The sequence below is a fragment of the Nocardiopsis lambiniae genome (genome assembly GCF_031845465.1).
GTDB lineage: Bacteria > Actinomycetota > Actinomycetes > Streptosporangiales > Streptosporangiaceae > Nocardiopsis > Nocardiopsis lambiniae.
Genome location: NZ_JAVREP010000011.1, coordinates 173894 through 200802 on the forward strand (window position 1 = coordinate 173894; position 26909 = coordinate 200802).

General features: G+C 72.0%; 25 protein-coding genes. 12 read left to right on the forward strand and 13 right to left on the reverse strand.

Features of this window, described 5'->3' with window-relative positions; all coding sequences use genetic code 11:
• Positions 1-119: 119 nt before the first annotated feature.
• From RM479_RS17675 to RM479_RS17695, 5 genes are all read right to left on the reverse strand, one after another.
• Positions 120-1115, reverse strand: a complete 996-nt coding sequence (locus RM479_RS17675; RefSeq protein ID WP_311512819.1) for an NAD(P)-dependent alcohol dehydrogenase — start codon at positions 1113-1115, stop codon at positions 120-122.
• Between the two features lie 35 nt (positions 1116-1150).
• The gene (locus tag RM479_RS17680; RefSeq protein WP_397222449.1) at positions 1151-1369 is read right to left on the reverse strand and encodes a helix-turn-helix transcriptional regulator; all 219 of its coding nucleotides are present in this window, start codon (positions 1367-1369) and stop codon (positions 1151-1153) included.
• A 3-nt stretch (positions 1370-1372) separates the two neighbouring features.
• Complete coding sequence (locus RM479_RS17685; protein WP_311512820.1) at positions 1373-1792, reverse strand: hypothetical protein; 420 nt, start codon at positions 1790-1792, stop codon at positions 1373-1375.
• Between the two features lie 113 nt (positions 1793-1905).
• Complete coding sequence (locus RM479_RS17690; RefSeq protein ID WP_311512821.1) at positions 1906-2367, reverse strand: GNAT family N-acetyltransferase; 462 nt, start codon at positions 2365-2367, stop codon at positions 1906-1908.
• 166 nt (positions 2368-2533) lie between these two features.
• Positions 2534-3451 (reverse strand): LysR family transcriptional regulator, encoded by a 918-nt coding sequence (locus RM479_RS17695; protein ID WP_311512822.1) that lies wholly within the window; start codon positions 3449-3451, stop codon positions 2534-2536.
• Between the two features lie 373 nt (positions 3452-3824).
• On the opposite strand from RM479_RS17695, the gene RM479_RS17700 reads away from it, so the two are divergent.
• Together RM479_RS17700 and RM479_RS17705 are read left to right on the forward strand one after the other, a co-directional pair.
• Entirely contained in the window at positions 3825-4040 is a 216-nt protein-coding gene (locus RM479_RS17700) for a helix-hairpin-helix domain-containing protein (RefSeq protein WP_311512823.1), read from the forward strand.
• 132 nt (positions 4041-4172) lie between these two features.
• Entirely contained in the window at positions 4173-4871 is a 699-nt protein-coding gene (locus RM479_RS17705; protein ID WP_311512824.1) for a metal-dependent transcriptional regulator, read from the forward strand.
• A gap of 34 nt (positions 4872-4905) precedes the next feature.
• Here RM479_RS17705 and RM479_RS17710 read toward each other — a convergent pair whose 3' ends face one another.
• Positions 4906-6474, reverse strand: coding sequence for an alkaline phosphatase D family protein (locus RM479_RS17710; protein WP_311512825.1), 1569 nt, complete (start codon positions 6472-6474; stop codon positions 4906-4908).
• 489 nt (positions 6475-6963) lie between these two features.
• Here RM479_RS17710 and RM479_RS17715 point away from each other — a divergent pair, with 489 nt between their 5' ends.
• Together RM479_RS17715 and RM479_RS17720 are read left to right on the forward strand one after the other, a co-directional pair.
• The gene (locus RM479_RS17715; protein ID WP_311512826.1) at positions 6964-8313 is read left to right on the forward strand and encodes an MFS transporter; all 1350 of its coding nucleotides are present in this window, start codon (positions 6964-6966) and stop codon (positions 8311-8313) included.
• A 292-nt stretch (positions 8314-8605) separates the two neighbouring features.
• Complete coding sequence (locus RM479_RS17720) at positions 8606-9412, forward strand: alpha/beta fold hydrolase (RefSeq protein ID WP_311512887.1); 807 nt, start codon at positions 8606-8608, stop codon at positions 9410-9412.
• Between the two features lie 42 nt (positions 9413-9454).
• Here RM479_RS17720 and RM479_RS17725 read toward each other — a convergent pair whose 3' ends face one another.
• Together RM479_RS17725 and RM479_RS17730 are read right to left on the reverse strand one after the other, a co-directional pair.
• Positions 9455-10996 (reverse strand): MFS transporter, encoded by a 1542-nt coding sequence (locus RM479_RS17725; protein ID WP_397222453.1) that lies wholly within the window; start codon positions 10994-10996, stop codon positions 9455-9457.
• Entirely contained in the window at positions 10993-11583 is a 591-nt protein-coding gene (locus tag RM479_RS17730) for a TetR/AcrR family transcriptional regulator (RefSeq protein ID WP_311512827.1), read from the reverse strand. Before RM479_RS17730 ends, RM479_RS17725 begins: the two co-directional genes overlap by 4 nt.
• A gap of 503 nt (positions 11584-12086) precedes the next feature.
• Here RM479_RS17730 and RM479_RS17735 point away from each other — a divergent pair.
• Positions 12087-13217: a baeRF2 domain-containing protein gene (locus tag RM479_RS17735; protein ID WP_311512828.1), complete on the forward strand. Its 1131-nt coding sequence runs from the start codon at positions 12087-12089 to the stop codon at positions 13215-13217.
• A 48-nt stretch (positions 13218-13265) separates the two neighbouring features.
• Here RM479_RS17735 and RM479_RS17740 read toward each other — a convergent pair whose 3' ends face one another.
• Positions 13266-14234: an exonuclease domain-containing protein gene (locus RM479_RS17740; RefSeq protein WP_311512829.1), complete on the reverse strand. Its 969-nt coding sequence runs from the start codon at positions 14232-14234 to the stop codon at positions 13266-13268.
• A gap of 367 nt (positions 14235-14601) precedes the next feature.
• On the opposite strand from RM479_RS17740, the gene RM479_RS17745 reads away from it, so the two are divergent.
• On the forward strand, positions 14602-15768 hold the full coding sequence (locus RM479_RS17745) for a sensor histidine kinase (protein WP_311512830.1): 1167 nt from the start codon (positions 14602-14604) through the stop codon (positions 15766-15768).
• Positions 15769-15811: 43 nt separating this feature from the next.
• Positions 15812-16456, forward strand: coding sequence for a response regulator transcription factor (locus RM479_RS17750; protein WP_311512831.1), 645 nt, complete (start codon positions 15812-15814; stop codon positions 16454-16456).
• A 180-nt stretch (positions 16457-16636) separates the two neighbouring features.
• Here the strand turns inward: RM479_RS17750 and RM479_RS17755 are convergent, their stop codons facing one another.
• The 3 genes from RM479_RS17755 to RM479_RS17765 are packed head-to-tail and all read right to left on the reverse strand — an operon-like array spanning position 16637 to position 19813.
• A complete protein-coding gene (locus tag RM479_RS17755) occupies positions 16637-17953 on the reverse strand; it encodes an ABC transporter substrate-binding protein (RefSeq protein ID WP_311512832.1) in 1317 nt (438 codons plus the stop codon).
• A 20-nt stretch (positions 17954-17973) separates the two neighbouring features.
• A complete protein-coding gene (locus RM479_RS17760; protein WP_311512833.1) occupies positions 17974-18852 on the reverse strand; it encodes a carbohydrate ABC transporter permease in 879 nt (292 codons plus the stop codon).
• Positions 18842-19813 carry a carbohydrate ABC transporter permease gene (locus RM479_RS17765; protein ID WP_311512834.1) on the reverse strand — a complete coding sequence of 324 codons (972 nt, stop codon included), beginning with the start codon at positions 19811-19813 and terminating at the stop codon, positions 18842-18844. The genes RM479_RS17760 and RM479_RS17765 overlap by 11 nt, the downstream gene beginning before the upstream one ends.
• A gap of 413 nt (positions 19814-20226) precedes the next feature.
• On the opposite strand from RM479_RS17765, the gene RM479_RS17770 reads away from it, so the two are divergent.
• The 5 genes from RM479_RS17770 (at position 20227) to RM479_RS17790 (ending at position 25590) form a co-directional block, all read left to right on the forward strand.
• Positions 20227-21540 carry a Gfo/Idh/MocA family oxidoreductase gene (locus tag RM479_RS17770; RefSeq protein WP_311512835.1) on the forward strand — a complete coding sequence of 438 codons (1314 nt, stop codon included), beginning with the start codon at positions 20227-20229 and terminating at the stop codon, positions 21538-21540.
• Positions 21537-22703 (forward strand): Gfo/Idh/MocA family protein, encoded by a 1167-nt coding sequence (locus RM479_RS17775; RefSeq protein WP_311512836.1) that lies wholly within the window; start codon positions 21537-21539, stop codon positions 22701-22703. Before RM479_RS17770 ends, RM479_RS17775 begins: the two co-directional genes overlap by 4 nt.
• Positions 22700-23533: a DUF6807 domain-containing protein gene (locus tag RM479_RS17780; RefSeq protein WP_311512837.1), complete on the forward strand. Its 834-nt coding sequence runs from the start codon at positions 22700-22702 to the stop codon at positions 23531-23533. The genes RM479_RS17775 and RM479_RS17780 overlap by 4 nt, the downstream gene beginning before the upstream one ends.
• Positions 23534-23579: 46 nt before the next feature.
• Positions 23580-24473 carry an NAD-dependent epimerase/dehydratase family protein gene (locus RM479_RS17785; RefSeq protein WP_311512838.1) on the forward strand — a complete coding sequence of 298 codons (894 nt, stop codon included), beginning with the start codon at positions 23580-23582 and terminating at the stop codon, positions 24471-24473.
• Positions 24474-24555: 82 nt separating this feature from the next.
• On the forward strand, positions 24556-25590 hold the full coding sequence (locus RM479_RS17790) for a LacI family DNA-binding transcriptional regulator (protein WP_311512839.1): 1035 nt from the start codon (positions 24556-24558) through the stop codon (positions 25588-25590).
• A gap of 238 nt (positions 25591-25828) precedes the next feature.
• Here the strand turns inward: RM479_RS17790 and RM479_RS17795 are convergent, their stop codons facing one another.
• Entirely contained in the window at positions 25829-26905 is a 1077-nt protein-coding gene (locus RM479_RS17795; RefSeq protein ID WP_311512840.1) for a mandelate racemase/muconate lactonizing enzyme family protein, read from the reverse strand.
• Between the last annotated feature and the right edge of the window lie 4 nt (positions 26906-26909).

The following is a 26909-nucleotide window of genomic DNA, read 5'->3' on the forward strand; positions in this document are numbered from 1 at the left end:
GGTTCGGAGCGGGGCGAAGCCACACACGGTAGCGAGGCGGTCGCGGGGGAGGGAACCGGGCTCGCGTTAACAGTCGGTGCACACGATAGGAGAAGGGGGCGCGTTGTGGAAGGTGGGTGTCAGGGGAGGACGACGACCTTGCCGCCGTTGTGGCCGGCGCGCACGTGGGCGAGGGCGGCGGTGGTGTCGGTGAGGGGGAAGGTGCGGGCGACCATGGGGGTGAGGCGTCCTTGTGCGGCGAGGTCGGCGAGGTGGGCGAGGTCTCGGGGGGAGTTCTCGGTGATGAGTCCGGTCAGGGTGTGGGTGGTGAAGGGGGACCACAGGGCGGCCCGGAGTTGTCGGTCGGTGCCTTGGATGAGGGGGCCGCCGCCTTCGGATCCGACGATGACGAGGGTGCCGTGGGGGTTCAGGGCGCGGCGTAGGAGTCGGAGGGGGCGGTGTCCGGCGGTGTCGATGATGAGGTCGTGGCGGTGGCCGTGGTCGGTGATCTCGGCGCGGGTGCGGTCGATGACGTGGGTGGCGCCCAGGGAGCGGACCAGGTCGAGGGTGGCGGGGCCGCATACGCCGGTGACGCGGGCGCCGGCGTCGGCGGCGAGGGCGACGGCGAGGGTGCCGACGCCTCCGCTCGCGCCGATGATGAGGACCGTGCGGTCTTTCAGGTCGCCGCCGGTGCGCAGGGCTTGGAGGGCGGTGCGGCCGCAGGTGGGGAGGGTGGCGGCTTGTTCGAAGGTGAGGGTGGTGGGTTTGCGCACGAGGTCGTCGGTGGTGGTGAGGGCGTATTGGGCGCAGGCGCCCGGGGCGGTGCCCATGACCTCGTCGCCGGGGGTGAGGTCGGTGACGCCTTCGCCGATGGCGGTGACGGTGCCGGCGAGGTCTTCGCCGATGCCGGTGGTGCGGGGGCGGCGTATTCCGTAGCCGAACAGGCGGGTGAGGTAGGGGAGGCCGGTGGTGAGGTGCCAGGTGCCCTGGTCGATGCCGGCGGCGTGCACTCGGACCAGGACCTGTCCCGGTCCGGGGGTGGGGCGGGGGGTGCGGACGGTGCGCAGGACGGTGTCGGGCGGGCCGTAGCGGTCGCGGACGATGGCGGTCATGGTGGTGGCGGTGGTGTCGGGCATGGTGTCCTCGTTGTGTGCGGTGGGTGGCTCGGGGTTCAGGTTTCGGGGTAGTGGAAGACGTCGTCGAGGCGGGTTCCGAAGACGCGGGCGATGAGGAACGCGGTCTCCAGTGAGGGGGAGTAGCGGCCTTGTTCGATGGCGATGATGGTCTGGCGGGTCACTCCGACGCGTTCGGCGAGGTCGGCCTGGGTCATTTCGTCGTGTGCGAAGCGCAGGGCGCGGATGGTGTTGGTCACCCGGGTCTTCTTGGGCACGGTTCACATTCCTCGGCGGTAGGCGATGATGCGGGCGGCCGATGAGGTCAGTGCGGAGAGCACGAATCCGAGGTAGAGGGTGTGGGCGATCCAGAAGTGGTCGGCTCGGGTGAGGGTGAGGGCGAGGGCCGCCGCGGCGCCGATGGCCAGGGCGATGAATTCCCAGCGCAGGCCGCGGCGGTCGATCTCGGTGTCGCGTTCGTCGCGTAGGTGGGCGTCGCGTGGCCATAGGGCGCCGGCGATGACGGTGAGGAGGAGGTTGGCGGCCAGGGCGGTGCCGATGGCGATGAGCAGGGGGCGTGTGTAGGTGATGTGTTCGGGTGGGGTGTCGGTGAGTCGGGTGGCGATGATCGCGGTGTAGATCACCGGGATGATCAGGGCGATCGCGGTGTAGATCCACACGCGTCTTTCTTCGAATGTCATGTCCGCCTCCATGTCAAATATCTAAGACTCAGTGTCAGGCATGGCGGACATGATGTCAATGATGTTTTACATATGGGGGTGTGCGGGATGGGCGGATCGGCGGGGTCCGTCGGTCACAGGTCCTTGCGGTAGACGATGTTGGGGATGCCGGACTCGGGGAAGCTGCTTTCGCCGACGGGGTACCAGCCGGTGGACTCGTACAGGGCGCGGCCCGCGGTGTTGGCGTGCAGGACTTCGAGGGTGAGGGAGTCGGCGTGGGCGGCCACGCGGGCCAGGGTGGTGTCCATGAGGCGGCGGCCCCATCCGGTGCCCTGGAGGGCGGGGGCCACGGCGAGGTGGGTCAGGTGGGCGGTGCGCTCGCCGCCGGTGGGCAGGCGGGTGAGGGTGTAGCCGTCCAGGGCGGGGGTGCGCAGGAGCAGGAGGAGTCGGGGGGTGTGGAGCAGTCGGCGTTCGGCGCGGGCGCGTACCACGGGGTCGGGGGCGGTGCCGTCGCGGTGGGCGACGGCGCGGGTCCACAGTTCGGCGCAGGCGGGGTGGTCGGCCTCGGTGCCCTCGACGATGGTGTGCCGGTCCACGGTGGTCCTTCGGGGTGTGGGGGCGGGGGTCGTCCCCGCCCGTGTGGTCCATGGGGTCGGGCGGTACCGGCGGATCGCGCCGTCACCGGTGGGGTCGGGTGTCGGGGTTGGACGCCCGGGGCCGCCGGGGTGTGGAGCGGGTCGAGGCCCACCGTCGGGGCGGGCCTCACCCTCTCGGGGCGGTGGCGGTGGCGGACAGGTCGGTGAGCGTGGTCAGGGCGGCGACGACGGCGGGGTGTGTGCGCGATCCCCGGCGGGTGCAGGTGAGGATCTTGCGGGCCGGGGCCGGTGTGCCCTTGAGGGGGACGCGGACGACGGGCAGTGGGGGCAGGTCGGCCAGTCGGGGGATGAGCGCCACTCCCAGGCCGTGGGCGACCATGGCGGCGATGGCGTTCCACTCCCGTGCCCCGTGGGGGCCGTGCGGGGTGAACCCGGCCGCGCCGCAGGCCGACACGGCGTGGGCGTGGCAGGTGGTGTCCGCCGGGGGCAGTACCCAGGTCTGGCCGGCGGCCTGGGCCAGGGGCATCTCGGTGCGGTCGGCGAAGGGGTGGTCGCGGGGCACCACCAGGTCCAGGGCGTCGTCGAGCAGGGGTGTCTGGTCGAAGCGCGTGTCGGTGGGCGGTGGTGTGGTGGGGGAGGCCTCGATGACGGCGAGGTCGACCTCGCCTTGGAACAGCAGGTCCAGGGCGCGCTCGGGGTCGTTCTCCGACAGGCGCACGTCCAGGCGGGGGTGGGCGGCGGTCAGTGCGGCGGCCATGGGGGCGAGCAGGCGGGAGAGCACCACCGGGAATCCGGTCACCCGCAGGGGGCCGGCGGGTTCGGTGCCCAGGCCGCGCAGTTCGATCTCGGCGCGTTCCCAGCGGGCGGTGATGTCGTCGGCGTGTGCCAGCAGGCCGTGCGCCGCCGGGGTCAGGCGTACGCCGCGCCCCCGGGGTTCCAGGAGGGTGACGTCGAGTTCCCGGGCGAGCAGGCGGACCTGTTGGGACGCGGCGGAGGTGGTCATGTGCAGCGCTTCGGCGGCGGCGGTGACGGTTCCGTAGTGGGCGACGGCGCGTAGGACGCGCAGGCGCCGTAGATCGATCATGTAGTTCATCCTTCATGGTCTGGTCCATGAATTCAACGTGGACATTGAAGGTCGGTGGGGAGAGGCTGGAGGGGTCAGGTTTTCGGCGACGAAGGACGGGGAAGCGATGACGAGTGTGTGCCCGTACTGCGGTTGGCCCGATGGTCGGCCCTTCCGTGTGGTGTCCCGGCATGCCACCGCCGCGGGGATGACGGTGTGGGTGCGCTGTGCGTGCGGTTCCCTGCAGATCCGTGAGGTCGGCCCGGCGGGGGTGCGGGTGGTCTCCCGTGGCGGGCCCGTCCTGGTGCCGGAGGGCGGGGGGTGTCGGGCCTGATCCCGTCGTCGGTGGGGGTTAGGGTCGGGGGGACGGTCGAGTGACGCCGGGAGGTCCGCCATGGTCGAGTCGGAGAGGGTGCCGCCCACGGAGTTCCCCGCGAGCATGGGCAGGGTCGCCCCGCGGGAGCTGGCCGCTCACGGTTACACCCGGTTCGATCAGTTGACGGGGGTGACCGCGGGGGAGTTGCTGAAGATCCACGGTGTGGGTCCCAAGGCGATCCGTGTCCTGGAGCGGGAGCTGGCCGCCCGGGGGTTGTCCTTCGCGGATGGGTGACGCGTCGGTGGTGGGGCGGTGTCCGGGCGGGACGCGTGGTGGCGGTGCGCCCGGAGTGGGGTCCCGTCTCCGAGGTCCCCGGGGGGGTGTGGAGATCGTGGCCTGTGGGCGGTCCGCGATACGGTTGTGGGCATGAGCGACACCCCGACACGGCCGTCCACGTCGGTTGAGGACTACGTGAAGGTCGTCTACGACCTCCAGGAGCGCGGTACCGGGCCGGTCACCATCTCCGGGATGGCCGAGCGGCTGTCGGTGTCCAATTCGTCGGTGTCGGGCATGCTCCGCAAGCTCGGTGAGCTGGGCCTGGTCGAGCACCGCCGCTACGGGACGGTGAGTCTCACCGAGGCGGGCACCAAGGCGGCCCTGTCGGTGCTGCGCCGCCACCGGTTGTTGGAGACCTATCTGGTGGCCGCCCTGGGGTACTCCTGGGACGAGGTCCACGACGAGGCCGAGATCCTCGAACACGTGGTGTCGGACAAGTTCGTCGACCGTATCGCCTCCTATCTGGGCGATCCCGTCGTGGATCCGCACGGCGACCCCATTCCCACCAGCGAGGGCCACATCGTCGAACGCCCCTCGGTGTTGTTGTCGGACGCCGAGGAGGGGGTGGAGGGCGTCATCGTGCGCGTCAACGACACCGACCCCCACCTGTTGCGCTACCTGGCCGACATCGAGATCGGCATCGGTATGAGCGTGCGGGTCGTGGAGCGTCAGCCCTTCGCCGGGTCGCTGCGCATCGCCGTGCGCCCCGACCACGAGACCCCGGCCCACGACCGGTCACTGGGGTTGGTCGCCGCCGAGGCGTTGTGGATCGCCCCCGACGGTTCCTGAGCGGGGGGCCGGTGGGGGCCGGCCCCCGCGGGTCTCAGCCCTGCGGTGCGGCTCCGGGGACGCCGTCGGTGATGACGAAGCGGGCCCGGTCGGTGATCGGCGCCCCGGGCACCGACACCCGTGCCACGGTCCGGTAGTCGGCCGTCCACTCGGTGGGCGTGACCACGTTGCGCACGTAGCCGCGTCTGCGGTCGATGAAGGTGATGTGGGGGTTCTCGGCGAGCTGTACGGCGTCGCCCGGGTTCTGGTCGGTGCCGTCGCCGCCGCTGGTGAGGGAGGTGCCCACCAGTTCGGTGGCGACGGTGGCCGAGGCGGGGTCGTCGAAGTCGGCTTTGACGTCCACCACGTAGCCGGCGTGCACGTCCCCGGTGATCACCACGGGGTTGCGCACCCCGGCGAGGTGGTCGCGGACCTCGTCGCGTTCGACCTTGTAGTCGTCCCAGGCGTCGTCGCTGAAGCGGGTGGGGTCTCCGGCGGCGAAGTCGCGTTGGGAGAAGAACACCTGTTGGGCGAGGATGTTCCATTGTGCCCGGGAGGCGGACAGCCCGTTCAGGAGCCACCGTTTCTGGTCGGCGCCCAGCAGGGTGCGCGCGGGGTCCTCCCGGTCGGGTGGGGACTGTGGGTCGCGGTACTGGCGGGTGTCGAGCAGGTGCAGGTCGACCAGGCGGCCGAACGCCAGCCGGCGGTACAGGTGCAGGTCGGGTCCCTGGGGGCGTTGTGCGGGCCGCAGCGGCATGTGCTCGTAGTAGGCCTTGAGGGCGTCGGCGCGGCGCTGGAGGAACGCCTCGGAGGGCTGTCCGCCGTAGGGGTGGTCGTCGGCCCAGTTGTTGTCCAGTTCGTGGTCGTCGAAGACCACCGCCCAGGGGAACGCGGCGTGGGCGGCCTGGAGGTCGGTGTCGTTCTTGTACTGGGCGTGGCGGATCCGGTACTCGGCGAGGGTGTGGACCTCGCGGGCGGGTACGTGGGGGCGGCCCACCGATCCGGCCTCGCCGGTCTCGTAGATGTAGTCGCCCAGGAACGCGACGAGGTCCAGGTCCTCGTCGGCGAGGTGGCGTTGGGCGGTGTAGTGGCCGTGGGTGAGGCTCTGGCAGCCGGCGAACGCGAACGCGAACCGGTCGACGCGGGCGCCGGGGGCGGGGGTGGTGCGGGTGCGGCCGACGGGGCTGATGTGGGTGCCGACCCGGAACCGGTAGTGGTAGTGGGCTCCCGGGCGCAGTCCTCGGGCCTCGATGTGGACGGAGTGGGCGCGGTCGGGGCCGGTGGTGGTGGTGCCGGTGGCGGTGACGCGGGTGAAGCGCTCGTCCTGGGCGATCTGCCACTGGACGTCGACGTCGCGGTCGGGCATGCCGCCCAGGCCGTCCTGGGCGAGGGGGTCGGGGGCCAGGCGGGTCCACAGGACGACGCTGTCGTGGTCGGGGTCGCCGGAGGCGACGCCGAGGGTGAAGGGGTCGGTGAGGGGGGTGGCGCGAGGGGTGGCGCCGGCGGGTGCGTTCCAGGGGGTGGCGGCGCCCACCAGTGCCGCGGCGCCCAGGGCGGCGCCGCCGGCCAGGACCGTGCGTCGGGTGGTGTGGGGGTGGTTCGGGTCGTGGGGGGTTCCCGGCATGGGTGTTCTCCTGGGGTGCGGGTGTGCTCGCCGCGGGAGCGGCGGGGCCGTGTCCCATCCGGCCACGGGCGGGGGAACGTCCCAACCCTCCTGGGGTGAACATCGTGCCTCGTTCGGTGACGAATCGGTTGCATTGAGCGATGGTCGGGGGGTGGGGTGTCGGGCGGGTCGCGGTCGCACCGTGATCGGGGGCGTCCCCACGGTCCGCCGCGGGTGAGGAGAACGGCGTGCGGCGGTCTCACGGGGCGGTGCCGGTGCCGTCGGCGGTGGGGGGGCGGGCCCGCCCCCGGGTGCTGACGCGCACCCTGCGTCGGGCGGGGCGTGTCGGGCCCTGGTTCCGTGAACCGCCGGCCCCGGGCGGGGTCGGCGGCGTATGCTGGTCCCATGCGCAAGCGACATTAAGTTCCACGATGGTCCTCGGTCCGTGCACGGGCGCCACCGGGTGGTGGTGTTCTCCGGTGTCCCTGCACGTTCGACCGAAAGACCTCCATGTTCCTCTCGTTCCCACGCGCGTGCGGCGCGCGTGTGTCCCGTGTGACCGGGCCCCTGTACGCCTATGCGGCGTCGGAGGAGTTCGTCCTCCTGTACCCGGTGTACGTGCTGTTGTTCGCCGACCACGGCCTGTCGGTGGCGCAGATCAGTTCCCTTTTCGTGCTCTGGTCGGTGACGGGTCTGCTCACGTCCGTGCCCGCCGGGGCGTTGGCCGACGTGGTCCCGCGTCGGTACCTGCTGGCCGCCGCCCCGGTGTTCGCCGGTGCCGCGTTCGCCCTGTGGTCGTGGTCTCCCGGGTACGGGGTGTTCGCCCTGGGGTTCGTGTTGTGGGGTGTGGGCGGTTCCCTGTCCTCGGGTGCCTTGGAGGCGTTGGTCTACACCGAGTTGGCCCACCGTGGGGTCGCGGACCGTTATGCGCGGGTGATGGGTGTGACCCGGGCGTTGGGTGTGGCCGCGGTGGGTGCGGCGACCCTGATGGCGGTGCCGGTGATGTCCTGGGGCGGGTACGACGCGGTGGGTGCGGCCAGTGTCGCGGTGTGCGCGGTGTGCGCCCTGGCCGGTCTGGCCCTGCCCGAGCACCGGTCGGCCCCCGAGGCCGACGACGCCGAGGCCACCGGGCCGGCCGGTTCCGGTGGGGGCGACGTGCCGGTTGCGCCGCACGCACCGGGGCACGGGCGTGGCGGCGCCCCGGCCGGTCGGGCGCACGATCCGGCCGAGGAGGGCGAGGAGGACGAGGAGCCGACCGGCCCTTCGGAGTACGTCGCCGCGTTGCGGGCCGGTCTGGCCCAGGCGCGCGGGGACCGTCGGGTGCGCGGTGCGATCCTCATGCTCGTGGTGGTCACCTCCGTCTGGGGTGTGCTGGACGAGTACGTGCCGTTGCTGGTGGCCGCCGAGGGTGTGCCGGTGGAGACGGTGCCGGTGGTGGTGGCGGTGGTGTGGGCCGGGGTGACCCTGGGCGGTCTGGTGGCGGGTCCGGTCTCGCGTCTGCCGGCCGGTGCGTTCGCGGTGTTGTTGGGTGCGGCGGCGGTGGCCATCGCGGCGGGTTCCCTGATGGGCGGTCCGGTGGGGTGGGTGTCGCTGGGGGCCGGGTTCGGTGTGTGCCAGGCCGCGAGCGTGGTCGCCGACGCCCGGTTGCAGGAGCGCATCACCGGTTCGGCCAGGGCGACGGTGACCTCGGTGGCGGGGTTGGGGGTGGACCTGGTCACCACGGTCTCCTATCCGTTGTACGCGGCGGTGTTCGTGGTGACGGGGCACGGGCCGGCGTTCGCGTTGTTCGCCGTGCCCTATCTGGTGGCGGCGTGCGTCCTGGGGTGTGCGAGGCGATCGGTCCCCGCGGTGGGGAGGTAGGGGGTTCTCGTCGGGAAGGCGTCGTGGTCGGCCCCGAGGGGTCGCCGGGGCGTCTTCCCCGGTGGGGTGTCCCGGGTCCGGGGGAGGACGGGGTGCTCTTCACCACGCCGTGGCCTGTCCGGGGACGGTGGGTCACGGCGTGTGGGGGCCGGGATCGCGTACGGTTCCCGTCGTTTCCGTCGTCTCCAGGGTGGGCCCCCACGGATCGATGCCCTTGCGCGGGTGAATAGCATCGTTTCTTGTGGCACATCAGACGAACCCCGTGAACAGCGACGGATCGCGTACCGCCCGCGTGCGCGGTATCGACGTCCACTATGTGGACCTCGGTGTGGGGTATCCGATCCTGTTCGTGCACGGGCACCCCTTCGACCACACCATGTGGGAACCGCAGGTCAGGGCGTTGGCCGGTCGCGGGTTCCGGGTGATCGCGCCCGATCTGCGCGGGTACGGGCGCAGTACCGTGGTGCCCGGTGTCACGACCATGGACGCCTTCGCCCGTGATCAGGACGCGCTCCTGGAGCATCTGGGGTTGGACGTGGTGGGCGTGGTGGGGTTGTCGATGGGCGGCCAGATCGCCTTGGAGTTGTGCCGGCTCTTCCCCGACCGGGTCGACTGTCTCACCCTGGCCGCCACCAACCCCTACGCCGAGACGGAGCAGGGCCGGGCGGGGCGTCGGGCGATGGCCCGGCGGCTGCGGGCGCAGGGCATGGGCGGTTACACCGACGAGGTGTTGGTCGGGATGATGACCGAGGCCAACGTGCGGGCCCTGCCGGCGGTCGCCGACCATGTGCGGGCGATGATGTACGCGGCTCCGCCCGAGGGGGCGGCTGCCGCCTTGGAGGGGCGGGCGCAGCGGCCGGACCACGTGCCGTTGCTGCGTCGTATCTCGGCGCCGACGTTGCTGGTGGCCGGCCAGGAGGACGTGTTCACCCCGCCGGACTTCACCGAGGCCATGCACGTGCGCATCCCCGACTCGGTGGTGGAGATCATCGAGGGTGCGGGGCATCTGCCCAATCTGGAGCGTCCCCAGCGGTTCAACGAGGTGTTGCGGCGTTTCCTGGAGCGTTCCCGTGCCCGGGTGCGCGCCCCCCATCTGTGAGCGCGCGTTCCGGCCCCGGCGCGGGCCGGGGCCGGGAGGCGGTCAGTGCTGCTGGGTGGCCAGGTCCAGGTCGCGGGGTACCAGGGCGAAGACCACCGCGGCGGCGGTGAACATGACGATGGCGCCGATGAGGCCGGTCTGGACGAGGGCCTCGGTGAAGGCCGTGCCGGCGCGGGTGGCCAGGTCCGTGCTCTGGGCGCGTTCGGCGACCTCCAGGGCGGCGCCGAGCGATTCCCGGGCGGCGGCCAGGTCCGCCGGGGTGGGTCCGGTCAGGTCGGTCACGTCCAGGTGGGCGCGGTAGACGACGCCGGCGATGGAGCCGACGACGGCGACCCCCAGGACGTTGCCCAGGTCGTAGGCGGTCTCCTCGATGGCGGCGGCGTTGCCGGCCTTGGTCTGGGGGGTGCCGGACATGATGATGGCGGAGGCGATGGCCAGCGCGCCCGCGCCGATCCCCAGCATCAGCAGCGAGAGCAGGACCACGGGGTGGGCCGGTGGGCTCGGTGCCAGGTACAGCAGGAGGAATCCGGTGCCGGCCACGGCCAGGCCGCCGGCCAGGGTGGTGCGCGCGCCGATCCGGGCGGCCAGCCAGGGGGCCAGGGGTGAGGCGACGACGGCGCCCAGGGCCATGGGGGTCAGGTACACCCCGGCCATGAAGGGGGACGCGCCCAGGACCAGTTGCAGCCATTGGGCGACCAGCAGGAGCAGGGAGGCCATGGCGAACATGGACGCCAGTGCGGCCAGGACGCCCGCGGTGAAGGGGCGTCGGGTGAACAGGCGTACGTCCAGCAGGGGGTCGGGGCGGCGCAGGCAGCGCAGTACGAACCAGGTGAGGATGGTCAGGGCGGCGGCGAGCGCGGCCCAGCCCAGGGGGTCGCCGGGGCCGGCCTTGGCGAAGTGTTTGATGGACCACACCAGGGCGAGCATGCCGGTGATGGCCTGGAGGGTGGCGAGGGCGTCCCAGCGGCCGGGGGAGGGGTCGCGGGCCTCGGGGAGCAGGAGCAGGCCGGCGATGATCGCGGCGATCATGAGCGGCACGTTGACCAGGAACGCGGCGTGCCAGGAGAAGTGTTGGAGCAGTAGTCCGCCGAGGATGGGGCCCACGGCCATGCCCAGGGAGGAGGTGGCCGCCCACACTCCCAGGGCGGTGGCGCGTTCGCGCGGGTCGGGGAAGAGGGTGCGGATCATCGACAGGGTGGTGGGCATGATCATGGCGCCGCCGGCGCCGAGCAGGGCGCGTACGGCGATGACGGCGGCGGGGGTGTCGGCGAGGAGGACGAGCAGGGAGGCGCCGCCGAACACGGCGAACCCGGCCAGCAGCATCAGGCGGCGGCCCCACCGGTCGGCGAGGGCGCTCATGGGTACGAGCAGTCCGGCCAGGACCAGGGAGTAGACGTCGACGATCCACAGTTGTTGGCCCGCGGTGGGGCGCAGGTGGGCGGCCAGGTCGGGCAGGGCCACGTTGAGGATGGTCATGTCCATGGCCACGACGAGCAGGCTGGCGGACAGGACGATCAGTCCGGCCCAGCGGCGGCGTCGTGTGGGGGCGGGGGCGGTGGTCCGGGGCAGGGGGGAGGTCGTCACGGGGTCCTCTCGGCCGCCGCTCTCATGAGGGCGGTGATGGTGCGGTGCAGGGTGGTGGTGTCCAGGGGGGTGTCGTGCAGGAGGGCGTGGACGACGGCGCCGTCGGTGAAGACCGTGATGGCGTGCGCGGTGTGGGGGTCGGTGTATTCGCTCAGGAGTTCCACGAGGCCGTCGAACCAGATGAGGGACAGGGGGCGCAGGGCGGGGTCGCCGGCGGCGGCGGAGGTGAGGGCGAAGTCGGTGTGGACCCGGTCGCGGTCGGCGAGGTAGTCGGCGAGCAGGGCGCACAGTCCGATGGGGTCGCCGTCGTGGTCGGCCAGGGCGGTGCGTGCCCGTTGGAGCCAGGCGTCGCATTCGGTGGTGAGGTGTTCCAGGGCGGCGACCTTGAGTTCGGTCAGTGAGGAGAAGTAGTAGGTGGTGGAGCCCAGGGGCACCCGGGCCCGGGAGGCGATGCGGCGGTGGGTGAGGTCGGCGGCGCCCTGGTGGACGATGAGGTCGGCGGCGGCCTCGACGATGGCGTGTCGGCGGCCGTGGGGGTCGCGGCGGGCGCGGGGCGGTGGGGTGGGGCGCCGTTGTTCTCGTTCCATGGTCGGGCTCCTCGCACGTTATGGAACAGATGTACATGTACAAATGTACTGTACGTGTGTTCCCGGTGGGTCCCGCGGTGGGCGAGGGTCGGGCGGTGTCTGCGCGCGTACTCCGATGGCGGCATCGCGGCCGGGCGCGGAGCGGGTGGCGCGGGTGGTGGGCGCGACACGCGCCATCGCCTGCGTGTCCAACGATTCCCCGGTGTTCTCCTGGGCCGGTTCCAGGGCCCGGTTCGGCCCCTGCGGCACGGTCGTCCCCTTCGCCCGGCACCGGCGTTGCGCAGGCGGGACGCGGTCGCACCCGACGGTCGCGGTGTCCGTGAGGTCGGGTCGGTGGGCGGGCCCGATCTCGGGCAAGGCCGGGACATCGTTGGGCAAGGACTTGTGACACCGGCGACGTGGGCGGTTACGGTGGGCGGCACCGTCCCCTGAGGATGGCCCGAACAGGCCGACCCCGAGAAGGAGGTGGGCGGGGCGAGGTGGAGACCGCGCCCCGCGGATACATGGATCTGGGTTTTCTGCGACCGCTGTACGAGAGCGACGCCCCGGTGGCCTCGGTGCTTCTGGACACCAGCCGCGCCACCATCGACGCCGACAAGAAGATCGAACTGAGCTGGCGTCACCTGCGCGAGGATCTCGCCGCGACGGGTGCCGACGAGGCCGACCTGAAGGTGCTGGGGGAGGCGGTGAGGGAGGGCACCTCCCGGGCCTTCGGTGAGCACGGCCACGCCCTGTACGCCTCCGAGGGGCGCCTGCTGGGGGTGTACACGCTGAGCGAGCCGCCCTCCCGGGACCGGGCGCTGTGGTCGCCGGTGGCGGACACGCTGCCGGTGGTGGTGGACCGGGGCCGGCACCTGCCGTACGCGCTGGTGGCCCTGGACCGGGTCAACGCGAAGGTGTACGCCTACGCCGGTGAGCCCGACCCCAAGCCGGTGACGGAGAAGTCCTTCACCGGCGCCGACCTGCACAACATCCCCACGATGGGGCGGGGCGGGCCGGGCAACCTGGGCGGGTACGGCGGCGACTTCGTCCGCAAGCAGTACCCCCTGGAGACCTGGCGGGAGAACACGGCCCGGCTCGCCGAGCTCGTACGCGAGGCCGTGGCGGAGGTGGACGCGAGGATCATCCTCGTCGGCGGGGACGACGAGGCCATCGCCTACCTGCGCGAGAACATGCACGAGCGCAAGCTCTCCATCCCGATCCAGGTGGTGCCGGGCGGGCGCGGCGGCCCGGACGCGGAGGAGCGGCTGCACCAGGCGGCGGCGGAGGCGTTGCGGGCGTTCGTGGTGGACTCCCACGACGAGGCGCTGGACGAGTTCGAGCGCAAGTTGGCCCACGACCAGGCGGTGCGCGGCACGGAGTCCACGTTGCCGATGCTGTCGGAGGCCCGTGTGCGGACCCTGTTGTTGGGGGCCGAGCGCGACGGCGAACCCGACCTGTGGGGTTCGCCCACCGAGCCGATCCTGGTGGCGGCCAAGCCGACGCAGCTGGACGACCCGGACAGGGCCTTCAAGGCGCCGGCGAGCGCGCTGATGTTGCGTTCGGCGGCGATGTCCGACGCCGGGTTCATGGAGGTGTTGCAGCACGGGGAGACCGCCGCGGACGGCGGGGCGATCCTGCGCTTCCCCAAGTAGGGGCCGGGAGTGTCGCGGGGCCGTCCGGCGGGCGGCCCCGTCCCGGTGTCAGGCGCCGGTGGTCATGCCCAGCAGCACCAGGAGGTCGGGCTCGGTGACGAAGTCGATGCGCTGGCCGCGTTCGACGTAGGTCTCGGCCTGGCGGTGCTTGGCGGTCTTGCCCGTGCCGTCACCGACACCGGTGACGAGCACGTCGGTCTTCTTGGTGACGTTCTTGGCGGGGGTGCCGCCGGCCTCGGCGATGCGCCGCCACACCTCGGGTTTGTCCATGGACGCCAGGTCGCCGGAGACGCACACGACCTTGCCGTACAGGGGGCCGGCGGGGTCGGCGTCGGGGGAGGGCGCGGGCAGGTCGGCCTTGGCGGCGCGCTGCCAGCGCGCGAAGCGGTCCTGGCCGCCCGCCGGCGCGCGCACGGGCACCGCCACGGGGGCGGGGGTGGGGGCGGCGGTGGCGGCCATTCGGCGCAGCCCGCCGGCGGCGCGGGCCAGGTCGGCCAGGGAGGTCGTGCCGTGCCGTTCCATGGCGGCGATGGCGATGCGCGCGGCGGCCTCGGCGTCGGCGTCGGCCCGGTGGTGGTGGGTGACCCGGTGGCCGATGTGGGCGCTGACGGTGGGCAGCCGGTGGTCGGGCAGGTCGGCCCAGGTGCGGCGGGACAGGGCCAGGGTGCAGGCGTAGTCCCAGTCGGGGTGGGCCAGGCCGGTGTGCGCGCAGGCCCGGGCGAGCACCCCCATGTCGAAGGGGGCGTTGTGCGCCACCAGCGGGTCGCCGTCGGCGAACTCCACGATGCGTCCGTGCACGGTCTCCCAGGTGGGGGCGTCGGCGACGTCGGCGGGGGTGATGCCGTGGACGGCGATGTTGTGGTGGGAGAAGAAGTCGATCCCGGCGGGCGGGCGGATGAGGGTGGTGTGGCGGTCCACGATCACCCCGTCGCGGACCTTGACCAGACCGACGGCGCAGGCGCTGCCCCGGTCCTGGTTGGCGGTCTCGAAGTCGATCGCGGTCCACCTGTCGGACACGGTCGTCCTCCCCTGTCTGCCCCTGTGCGGTGATGACGCATCGAGGCTACCGCCGCTGCGGGCCGGCGGGGGCCGAACGGGCAGGGTCCGCCCTCGCCGGTGGCGGTCGGGGACGACGTCCATGACGCGGTGGGAGCGCGGGGGGCCCTGCGCAAGACCGCACCGTCGGCCGGTGGGCGGCACCATGGCCGGGCCCCGGCCTCGCCGACCGGTTGTCGTTCGCCGCCGGTGCGGCGTTCCCGGGCACCCCCTGCGCGTTGGGTCGGGGTCGGGCTCACCCTCTGTGTCGGGGGCGTGGTACTGCTGTGCCGGGCGTCGGTGGCGTCGGTGGTGCCGACCCGCCGGGACGTCTGAGGGGGAGGGTCCGGTGGCCGTAGGACGATGGTGGGAGCCGGTCGCGTCGGTGGGGCGCCGGTGCGGCCGTTGCCTGGGCGGGGTGGTGGTGGGGCAGGTCACCGCGGCGGCCACGGTGGTGTGGGCGGTGGCGGCGGTGGTCGCCCTGTGGCCCGCGGCGCGGCCCCGGGTCGCGGGGTGGGCGGTGCGGATCGCCGATCGGGATCTGGCGCGGTTGGGTCGCTGGTACGGGACGTGGGTCCGTGCCGATCCGGGGGCGGGGCCCCGGGTGCTCTATCTGTTGGCCCGGTTGCCGGTGGCGGTGGTGTCCCTGGTGCTGCTGTTCGTCCTGGGTGGGATGGCGTCGCTGTTCGCGGGGGGTCTGGTGTGGGACGCCGTCACGGGGGGCGCTTCCATGGTGGACATCCGGATGACGGGGGTGAGCATGCACGTGTCCTCGTTGGCGTTGGGCGGGCTCTTCGGTGTGGGTGCGGTCCTGCTGCTGTGGGCGGGGACCGAGGCGACGGGGGCGGTGGAGGTGCGGCTGGCCCGCCGTCTGGTGGGCCCCAGCGTCCACGATCTGATGGTGCGGCGCATCGACGAGTTGACGCGCACCCGGGCGGAGGTGGTGCGGGCGGTGGACGAGGAGCGGCGCCGTATCGAACGCGATCTGCACGACGGTGTGCAGCAGCGGGTGGTGGCGTTGGCGATGTTGCTGGGACGGGCCCGGCGGGGCCGTGATCCGGGGCGGACGGCCGAGCTGGTGGGGGCGGCGCACACCGAGGCGCGGGTGCTGTTGGAGGAGTTGCGCGACGTGGCCTGGCGGGTCTATCCGAACGCGCTGGACACCCTGGGGTTGGAGTCGGCCCTGGTGGAGGTCGCCGACCGGTGTCCGCTGCCGGTGACGGTGCGGGTGCGGGAGGCGCCGGTGGGGGTGCCGGCCACGGCCCTGTACTTCGTGGCCCGGGAGGCCATCACCAACGCCGTCAAGCATTCCGGGGCGGGCGAGGTCATCGTGCAGGTGGACGACGCGGGGGGTGTGTGGGACCTGCGTGTCCTGGACGACGGTCGGGGCGGCGCCGACCCGACCGGGGGCGGTCTGACGGGGTTGGCGCGGCGGGTCGCCGCGCTGGACGGCACACTGTCGGTGGACAGTCCCGCGGGCGGCCCCACGACCGTGCGCGCCGTCCTGCCCCGGTGATCGGCCTCGCCGGGGGGCGAGAAGACGAGAAGAGGGACGTTCCATGCGTGTGGTGATCGCCGACGACTCGGTCCTGTTGCGGGAGGGGTTGGTGCGCCTGTTGGAGGAGGAGGGGCACGAGGTGGTGGCGGCGGTCGGGGACGCCGAGGCCCTGCTCGTGGAGGTGGCCCGGTGGGTGCCCGACGCGGCGGTGGTGGACGTGCGGATGCCGCCGACCCACACCGATGAGGGGTTGCGGGCGGCGTTGCGCGTCCGCGCCGAGCACCCGGGGGTGGCGGTGCTGGTGTTGTCGCAGTACGTGGAGCGGCGCTACGCCACCGAGCTGCTCGCGGGTTCCTCGGGCGGGGTGGGGTACCTGCTCAAGGACCGGGTGTCGGAGGTGGGGGAGTTCCTGGACGCGTTGGAGCGGGTGGCGGGGGGCGGTGCGGCCTTCGACCCGGAGGTGGTGCGTCGTCTGTTGGCGCACGCCGGCCGCGCCGATCCGCTGGCGCGGTTGACCCCGCGTGAGCGCGATGTGTTGGAGCAGATGGCGCAGGGGTGGAACAACCCGTCGGTCGCGGCCCGGTTGCACGTCTCGTTGAGCGCGGTGGAGAAGCACGTCAACGCGATCTTCGACAAGTTGGACCTGGACCGCGGCACGGGGCACAGTCGTCGGGTGCGCGCGGTGCTGCGTTACCTGGGGGCCTGATCCGGGCGGGCGCGGTGTGCCCCCCGGGGCGTTCCACGTCATCGGTCATGTCCGTCCGCTCCCGGATCGCCGGACCCGTGGGTCGGGTCTTCGTCACAGGCGGGTGCGGGCGCGATGATCCCGCCCGGACACGGGCGCGGGGCCGACCGGGAGTGGTCGGCCCCGCGTCACGGGAACGGGTCACTGGGAGCCGGTGGCGGCCTCCACTTCCGACATCCACTGCTCGGCGGCCTCCTGGGGGGTGAGGTCGCCGAAGGCCATCGAGTCGGTCACGCGCTTGGTGATCTCCACGACCTGGCCGGCGCCGATGGGCGGCGGCGGGTTGCCGTCGACGATGGTGCCCTCGACCTCGGACAGGAACACGGCGCTGCGCTCGTCGGCGGGCGGCAGGGAGCTGAGGATCTGGGCGCGCACGTCCACGTTGGCGGGCAGGCCCAGGTCGGACAGGATCAGCTCGGCGGCCTCGTTGCTGTTGAGCATGAAGTCGACGAACCGGGCGGCCTCCTCGGGGTGCTCGCTGCCGGCCGAGACGGCGTAGAACATGGCGGGCTTGAAGTACATGCCGGTGCGCTCGCCGGTGGTCTCACCGGGGTAGCGCAGGAGTTCGATGTCGCTGCCGGAGGCCTCGGTGATGCCGCCGAGCTGGTTGGTCCAGAAGTGGGCCATGGCGCCGGCGTTGGTGGACAGCACCGACTGGTCCGGGCCGCCCGCCTCGATCTCCACGCTCTCGGACGCGGAGGGCTGGCCGCCCTCGTCCAGCAGTTCCTTGGTGATCTCGAACCAGGCGGCGAGGGTGTCCTCGGAGAAGCCCAGGGTGCCGTCCTCGTTGTAGAGGTTCTCCCCGTGCTGGCGGGCGAAGATCTGGAACCCGGACTCGTTGTAGGACATGCTCTGGGTGCCGACGATGTCGCCGCCGGAGGCCTCGGTGATCTCGGCCGAGAGCGCGACGTAGTCCTCCCAGCTCCAGGTGGAGTCGTCGGGCATCTCCACGCCGGCGGCCTCGAACGCCTTGGGGTCGGCCATGACCGCGTAGGCGTTCACGCCGCTGGCGATGCCGTAGGTCTTGTCGTCCAGGTCGCCGCTCTCGGCGACCAGCGGGTCGACCTTGGACAGGTCCAGGTGGTCACCGAACTCCGACAGGTCGGCCAGGGCACCCCGGTCGCCGTATTCGCGCAGGTAGCGCTCCTCCTGCATCATGATGTCCGGTGCGTCGCCGGCGGCGGTGGAGGTGGCCAGCTTGTCCCAGTAGGAACCCCAGTCGGTGTAGTCCGCGACGATGCGGATGTCGGAGTTCTGCGCCTCGAAGACGTCGATGACCTGCTGGAGGGTGGAGTGGCGGTCGTCGGAGCCCCACCAGGAGTAGCGCAGTTCGACGACGCCGTCGTCGCTGTCGGAGCCGCCTCCGCCGCAGGCGGAGGTCATCAGGGCCAGTGACGCCGCCACGGCGGTGAGGGTGAGGAGGCGACGCGGGCGTCGGCCTTCGGGGAGGATGTTCATGGGGGGATGGGTCCTTTCCGTCATTTGATGCCTGTGGTCGCGATGCCCTTGACGAGGTAGCGCTGACCGGCCAGGAAGAATCCGAACACGGGTCCCAGTGCCACGACCGACATGGCGAACAGGGGACCCCAGGAGGTCTGGGAACTGGAGTCGACGAAGGTGCGCAGCGCCACCGGGACCGTGTACATGTCGGGCCGGGTGAGGAAGATGAGCTGGCTGAAGAAGTCGTTCCAGGTCCAGATGAAGGTGAAGATCGCGGTCGTGGCCAGTGCCGGCATCGACAGCGGCAGGATGATGCGCAGGAAGATGCGCACGTGTCCGCAGCCGTCGATGCGCGCCGCCTCGTCCAGGTCGCGGGGCAGGCCGCGGATGAACTGCACCATCAGGAAGATGAAGAAGCCGTCCGTGGCCAGGAGCTTGGGGACGATGACCGGGTAGAAGGTGTTGATCCAGTCCAGCTGTGCGAACAGGATGTACTGGGGCACGATCACGACGTGGATCGGCAGCATGATCGTGGCCAGCATGATCGCGAAGAAGAGCCGCTTTCCGCGGAATTCCAGGCGGGCGAAGGCGTAGGCGGCCATGGAGCAGCCGATGAGGTTGCCGACGATGGATCCGCCCACCACGATCGCGGAGTTGAGCAGGTAGTGGTGGAAGGGGTACTGGAGGGCGGTCCAGCCCTCGCTGTAGTTCTCCGGGGTGAAGTTCCAGGGGATCAGCCCCGGTTCCCGGAAGATCTCCGCGGTGGGTTTGAAGGAGCTCGACAGCATCCACAGCAGCGGGTAGAGCATCACCAGGCCGAAGCCGATGAGTCCGATGTGGACGAGGAGTCGTCGGATGTGTGCGGTCCGCTTGCCGGCGTCGTTGGAGCGCGCGGGGGACCTCGTCTCAGTCGCCATAGAAGACCCAGAACTTGGAGGCGAGGAAGTTCACGGCGGTGAACCCTCCGATGATCATCAGCAGGAGCCAGGCCATCGCCGAGGCGTAGCCCATGTCGAACGCCCCGAAACCCCGTTGGTAGAGGTAGAGCGTGTAGAAGAGGGTCGAGTCGGAGGGGCCGCCGGTGCCGCCGCTGACGATGAACGCCTGGGTGAAGGTCTGGAAGGCGTTGATGATCTGCAGCACGAGGTTGAAGAAGATGATGGGCGTGAGCATGGGGACGGTGATGTGCCAGAAACGGCGCACCGGTCCCGCACCGTCGACCGCGGCGGCCTCGTGGTACATGGCGGGGATCTGGCGCAGCCCGGCCAGGAAGATGACCATGGGTGCGCCGAAGGTCCACACGTTGAGCACGATGAGGGTGCTCAGGGCGTGGTCGGGGTGGGACACCCAGCCCTCGCCCTGGATCCCGAAGACCGCCAGGACCTGGTTGACCAGGCCTTGGGCGCCGAACACCTGGCGCCACAGGATGGCGATGGCGACGCTGCCGCCGAGCAGGGACGGCAGGTAGTACACCGACCGGTACAGGGGCAGGCCGCGCACACCCCGGTCCAGGACCATCGCCAGGGCCAGGGCCATGGCGAGCTGGAGCGGCACCGACACGAACACGTAGACGAAGGTGACCCTCAGGGAGCTGTGCAGGCGGGCGTCGTCGAGCATGCGCTCGTAGTTGGCCCACCCGATGAACTCGTGGTCGCCGATGAGGTTGTAGTCGGTGAAGGAGAAGTACAGGGAGGCCAGGAGGGGGCCTGCGGTGATGAGGGCCAGGCCGACGAACCAGGGTGCCAGGAAGGCGTAGGCGGCGAGGTTCTCCCGCTTGTGGCGACCGGTGCCGGCCCGGCCCGCCTTGGCGCGGCGGGGACGTGCCGAGGGCTCGGACACCGGGGCCGCCCCGGGCCTCCGTTGGAGGAGTGCGCTCACGGGGACCCGCCTCCTCTCGGGGCCGTCTCCCACTGCGAGGTGGGGACGCGCGTACCGGGATTCATGCTCAGAGACCACCAATCTGGTCGGGGAGGGCGCGGGACACGGGGTCCCATGGGCCCTGTGTCCGAGAACACTGCGGGAATTCGCAGGTGATGAGTTGGTAAGCGCTATCCAGCTACTAAGATGTTCAGTTTCTAGCACCGGGTTACATGGGTGTCAACGCCCGGTTTCCCCTCCCGCGACAACCGCAGGCCGGATCGTTACCTTCCCGATCGGCCCGGAGGGCGTCCCCCGGAGGGCTTTTCGGGCCCCGCCGAACCTCCCCGGCGACCCCCGGACCCCGGGATTCCACCCCGATGATCTTCGCGGGGCCATTGTGGTCTTGTTCGGAAAGCGTTTACCATCTCGGTGTGAACCACACCACGCAACGCAGGTACGCGATCGTCGGCACCGGTTCCCGGGCCCGGATGTACACCCGTGCGCTCACCGGCGGCCACCGCCGGCACGGCGCCCTGGTCGCCCTGTGCGACACCAACGCCACCCGGATGGCCGTGCACAACCGGATCGTCACCGAGGCCGGCCTGGACCCCGTGCCCACCCACCACGCGGACGACTTCGCCCGCATGCTCGTGGAACGGGCCGTGGACGAGGTCATCGTGTGCACCGTCGACCACACCCACGCCGACTACATCGTCACCGCCCTGGAGCACGGGGCCGACGTCATCACCGAGAAGCCCATGACGACCGATCTGGAGGGGCTGCGCCGCATCGAGGAGGCCCGGGAGCGCACCGGCGGGCGCGTCACCGTCGGCTTCAACTACCGCTACAACCCCGTCCACCGCAAGGTCCGCGAGCTCATCGCCGAGGGCGCCGTCGGAGAGGTCGGCTCCGTCCACTTCGAATGGCTGCTGGACCTGCGCCACGGCGCCGACTACTTCCGCCGCTGGCACCGCGACAAGACCCGCTCGGGGGGTCTGCTCGTCCACAAGGCGAGCCACCACTTCGACCTGGTCAACTGGTGGATCGGCGCCCGTCCCGACGAGGTCTTCGCCTCGGGGAGGTTGTTCTTCTACGGTGAGGAGAACGGCCGCCGGCACGGTGTGGCCGCCGACTACGAGCGCGGCCACGGCGCCGACACCGCCCAGGACGACCCCTTCGCCCTGCACCTGGCCGACAGCCCCGACCTGACCGCCCTGTACCTGGACGCCGAGCATGAGGACGGCTACCGCCGCGACCTCAACGTGTTCGGTCCCGGCATCACCATCGAGGACGACATGTCGGTCCTGGTGCGCTACGACACCGGGGCCCGGCTCACCTACCACCTCACCGCCTACGCCCCCTGGGAGGGCTACCGGTTGACGATCACCGGCAGTCGGGGCCGCCTCGAACTCGACATGGTGGAGTTCGACCGCACCACGCCCGGCCGCGACGAGACCAACCCGGTGCGCGGCATGCCCGCGCCCAAGGAGGACACCGTCTCCCGGCTGTTGCTGCGCCGCCACTGGCAGGCCCCGCAGGAGATCTCCGTGGAGGTGGGCGAGGGCGGTCACGGCGGCGGTGACACCGCCATGCTCGACGCCCTCCTGGGGCGGGTGGACGACGGTATCCGCCCCGACCACGCCGACGGCGGCAACGCCCTGCTCACCGGGCTGGCCGCCAACGCCTCCATGGCCTCGGGGGCTCCGGTGCGCGTGGCCGACCTGCGCGCGGGGAAGACCGGATGAGCGTGCCCGTCGCCGACCCCGTCCCGTTGCTGCTGGTCGGCCTGCACGGCCACGGCCGTTCCCAGCTGCGCTCCCTGCTCCCCCTGGCCGCCTCGGGTCTGGTGCGGCTGGTGGGGGTGTGCGACCGGGTGCCGCCCGCCCCCGACGACGACCTGGAGGGGCACGGGCCCGTCCCGTTCTTCGAGGACCTGTCCACGGCGCTGGAGCGCACGCGGGCGCGCATCACCGTCCTGGTGACCCCCATCCACACCCACCTGCCGTTGGCCCTTCTCGCCCTGGAGCACGGTTCCCACCTGCTGCTGGAGAAGCCCACCACCGCGACCCTGGCCGAGTTCGACCGGTTGGTCGACGCGGTCGAGGCCTCCGACCTCGCCTGTCAGGTCGGGTTCCAGAGTCTGGGGTCGGCGGCCGTGGACGCGGTCCGCTCCCTCATCGCGGAGGGGGCGGTGGGGCGGGTGCGCGGCATCGGCGGGTGGGGGGCGTGGAAGCGCACCTCGGCGTACTACGCCCGCGCACCCTGGGCCGGGCGGCGTCGCCTGGACGGGCGTGACGTCGTGGACGGCGCGCTCACCAACCCCTTCGCGCACGCCACCGCCACGGCCCTGGCCGTGGCCGGGGGCGGCGATCGGCCGCCCCTGGGGATCGAGGTGGAGCTGCACCGGGCCCATCCCATCGAGAGCGACGACACCTCGGCGTTGCGGTTGCGCACCGCCGACGGGACCGTCGTCACCCTCGCGGTGACCCTGTGCGCCCCCGAGAGCGTCCCGCCGATGCTGGTGGTGCACGGCGAGCGCGGACGGATCGAGCTGGAGTACACCCTGGACCGGGTGGCGCTGCACCGTCCGGGACGGGCTCCGCACGTCACCACCCATCTGCGTCGCAATCTGGTGGCCGATCTGGTCGACCACGTGCGCCACGGCGCGCCGCTGTCGGTGCCGCCCGCGGCCACGCGCGGTTTCATGCACGTCCTGGAGGCGGTGCGCACCGCGCCCGATCCGTTGTCCATCGGGCCCGAGCACCAGGAGGTGCGGGAGGAGGACGGGGTGGTCCACCGTTCCGTGCACGGCATCGCCGACCTGGTGGTCCGCAGCGCCGAGTCCCTGTCCCTGTTCTCCGAGCTGGGCGTGCCCTGGGCGCGCCCGAACGTGGAGGTCCACCGATGAACCTCGTGATCGACGGCACCGTGGTGGCCGTCGGCGTCGACGGCACCGACATCGAGCCCCGGCTGTCGCCCCGCCCGTACCTGCACCCGGTGCGCACGCTGGGCGGGACGACGGTGACCGAGGTGCTGCCCGCCGATCATCGGCACCATCTGGGGGTGGGGGTGGCGGTGCCCGACGTCTCCGGTGTCAGTTTCTGGGGCGGGCGCACGTTCACCCCCGACCGGGGGTCGGTGCTGCTCGACAACCACGGTCGGCAGCGGCGTCTGTCGTGGCGTGGCGATGGTGGGGGCGGGGGTGTGGAGGAGTTGTCCTGGACCGGTCCCGACGGTGGGGAGTTGGTGCGCGAGGAACGTCGTCTGCGCGCCCGCCCCCTGGACGGGGCCGTGTGGGTGCTGGACCTGGACACGGCTCTGCGCAACACCTCGGGCCGGGATCTGGACATCGGCAGCCCGGCCACCAACGGTCGGCCCGGCGCCGGTTACGGGGGGCTGTTCTGGCGGGCGCCGATCGGTCCGGTGGCGCCGCGCGTCCACGGCCCCGGTGGTCTGGAGGGTGAGGCGGCGCTGCACGGTTCGCGTGCCGCCTGGTCGGCGCTGGTCGGGGACGCGGGCGGGCCCTGGACCCTGTTGTTCCACCAGCCGGGGGGGCACACGGATCCGTGGTTCGTGCGGGCGGGGGAGTACCCGGGGGTGGGCCCGGCCCTGGCCTGGGACGTCCGCCTGCCGGTGCCGGTGGGGGCGGTTCTGCGTCGGCGGCTGCGTGTCGCGGTGTGCGACGGGCACGTCGGTGATCTCGCCGGTCTGGCCGCGGCCGTCGTCGCCCTGCCCTGAACGCTTTTTCTCCGATTTTTCGAGTTCCGGAAAGGTGGAACGATCCATGCGCGTGCTCGTCACCGGGGGCGCCGGTCGGTTGGGGCGCAGTGTCGTCTCCGGGCTGGCCGCCCGAGGACACGATGTGACCTCGGTGGACATCGTCGAACACACCCACGCGTCGGGGGCGGTGGGGGTGCGGGCCGATCTGCTCGATCCGGCCGCGCGGGCGGACGCGTTCGAGCGGGCGCGTCCGGAGGCGGTGGTGCATCTGGCGGGGATCGCCGTGCCGTTCGCCCGGCCGGACGTGGAGACCCTTCAGGTCAACACCGGTCTGGCCTGGGCGGTGCTGGGCGAGGCGGTGGAGCGCGGGGCCCGGTGTGCGGTGGCCGCCTCCAGTCCCACCGTGTACGGCTACAACACGCCGTCGTGGCGGCCGCGGTACCTGCCGTTGGACGAGGAGCACCCGGTCGAGCCGTGGCACGCCTACGGGTTGAGCAAGGCGATCGTGGAGCAGACGGTGCGGGCGTTGGCCCGCACCTCCTCGGCGTGCACGTTGTGCGCGGTGCGTCCGGGGTACGTGGTCGCCCCCGAGGAGTGGGCGGGCGCGCCCACCCAGCAGGGGCACACCATGGCCGATCGGGTGGCCGATCCGGCGTTGGCGGCGGTGTCGTTGTTCAATTACGTGGACGCCGGTGATGTCGCGGACCTGTTCGCGCGCATCGTGGAGCACCCCGAGCGGGTGGAGCACGGCGGTGTGTACAACGCGGTGGCCGCCGATCCGTTGGCGGTGGGGCCGGTGGACGGGCTGATGGCGCGGTCGCATCCGGGTTCGGCGCCGGTGGCGGGGGCGTTGGCGGACGGGCGGGCGGTGTTCTCCTCGGCCAAGGCGCGGCGTGATCTGGGGTGGGCGCCGACCGCGACCTGGCGTGACCGGTTGCGGTCCGATCGGGTGCGCTGAATTGGCGAAGTCTGGGAGTCCCGGGCGCTCGGCTACTCTGGGAAAGAGTTTTCCAGGACGTGGGACGAGAAGGGCCAGGGGCGTGGACTCCGGTTACGTAACGCTGGAACAGGTGGCCGAGCACGCGGGCGTCTCCCTGGCGACCGCTTCGAGGGTCATCAACGGCAGTACCCGGCAGGTCAGTCAACGGCTGCGGGACAAGGTCAACGCCAGCGCGGAGGAGTTGGGCTATTTGGCCAACGCCTCCGCGCAGACGTTGGCGCGCAACAGCAGTTCGCTGGTGGGCCTGTTGGTCCATGACATCTCCGACCCCTATTTCTCCTCGATCGCGGCCGGGGTGACGCGGTGCGCCGAGGAGCGGGGGTTGGTGTTGGTGCTGGGCAGCACGAACCGGTCGGCGCAGAAGGAGGGGCGGGTGCTGGCGGCGTTGCGTTCCCATCGGGCCAAGGCCGTGATCCTGGTGGGGTCGCGTTCGACCGATGAGGAGAGCAACGCCCGCCTGATCGGGGAGATCGAGGCGTTCCGCCGCCAGGGCGGTCGGGTGGCGTGCGTGTCGCAGCCGGGTCTGCCCGCCGACACCGTCAGTCCCGACAACCATTCCGGGGCCGCCGCCCTGGCCCGGCATCTGGTGGGGTTGGGGCACCGGCGGTTCGCGATCCTGGCGGGGCCCACGGATCTGCGCACGGCCCGTGAGCGCCTGGACGGTTTCCACGGTGCGTTGTCGGCGGCCGGGTTGGAGTTGGCCCATCACAACGTGGTGCACGGGGCGTTCACCCGTGACGGGGGTTATGAGTCCACGCGTCGGCTCATGACGTTGGGCACCGACGCCACCTGTCTGTTCGCGGTCAACGACGTCATGGCCACGGGGGCCATGGCGGCGTTGCGCGATCTGGGCATGCGGGTGCCCGAGGACCTGTCGGTGGCGGGGTTCGACGACATCCCCACCCTGCGCGATCTGACGCCGGGGTTGACCACGGTGCGGTTGCCGTTGGAGGAGATGGGCGAGCGGGCCGCCGCGCTGGCCTTGGACGAGGATCATCAGGGGGGGCACCGGGTCATCACGGTGCCGGGAGAGGTGGTGGCGCGGGAGAGTACCGCGCCGCCCACCGTGTCCTGAGGCCGGGGCACGGTCCGCCGACCGGTGCTTCTCGGTGTGGGGGTGGCCTTGGATCCGGTGCGGTGGGTGCCTGCGGGCGGGTGGTCTTGGATGCCCGGGTCCCGGGTCGCCGGGCGGGCCGGGTGGAGGGCGTTCTCCCGGGGCGGGTGCGCCGGGTCGCGGTGTCGATCCCCGCGATCGGGCTCGGACGGGTGGTGGGGCGCCGTGGGCGCCCCACCACCGGTCACCCCGTCCAGTGCTAGGGGAGAGGGGTGAGCGTGTCGGCGAACACCAGTCCGTGCCCGAGGCCGGTGTCCGCCGACAGCGCGCCGCGCTCCACCCGCACACCGCTGGGGGCGGCCAAGGCTCCCAGTGCGGCGAAGGAGGCGCGATCGATGTCCTCGACCATGGCGGGTCGGGACAGGCACAGGGCCAGCTGCCCGGACAGTTCGGGCAGCAGGTGGGGGGCGACGGGCACGCCTCGGCGGGCGGCCGTCTCGGCGATGCGCAGGAACGGGGTGATCCCGCCGACGCGCACCACGTTGGGTTGGGCGATGTCGCACACTCCGGCGTCGATGAACCGTTCGAACTCCTCGATCGTGCGCAGGTTCTCCCCGAGCGCGAACGGTACGTCGGTGCGGGTGCGCAGCCGGGTGTGGGCGGCGAGGTCGCCGGCGGGCAGTGGTTCCTCGACGAAGTGGAGGTCGAAGGCGGTCAGGGCGTCCAGGGCACGGGCCGCTCCGGGCACGTCCCATCGCTGGTTGGCGTCGATCATGAGGGTCCCGTCGGCGCCCAGGAGGTCGCGCACCGTGCGCACCCGTTCGACGTCGCGGGCCGGGTCGGGTGAGCCGACCTTGATCTTCGCGGCCCGGTGTCCGGCCGCCGACCACCCCTTCACCTGGTCCGACAGGTCGGACAGGGGGTAGTCGAGGTTGACGCCGCTGGCGTAGGCGGGCACCCGGTCGCGGCGTCGGCCCAGCAGGTCGACCAGGGGCAGGCCGGCGGCCTTGGCGGTGAGGTCCCACAGGGCGATGTCGATGGCCGCCAACGCCATCAGGGTGAGCCCGCCGGTGCCCGCCTCGCGCAGGTGCCAGAGCAGGTCGTCCCATCGGGTGGGGTGGGCGGGGCCGCCCATCAGGGCGGGCCGCAGGTCGTCCTCGACGAGGGCGAGCACCGCCCGGGCGCCGATGAACGGCGTCCAGGAGAAGCCCGTTCCGGTGATCCCGGTGTCGGTGTCGACCTCGACCACGACGATGTCGTTGCGGTCCACCCCGCCGTCCCACGCCCGGTGCAGGGGGAGTCGGTGGGCGCGGGCGCGCACCCCGGTGACGCGCACGCGT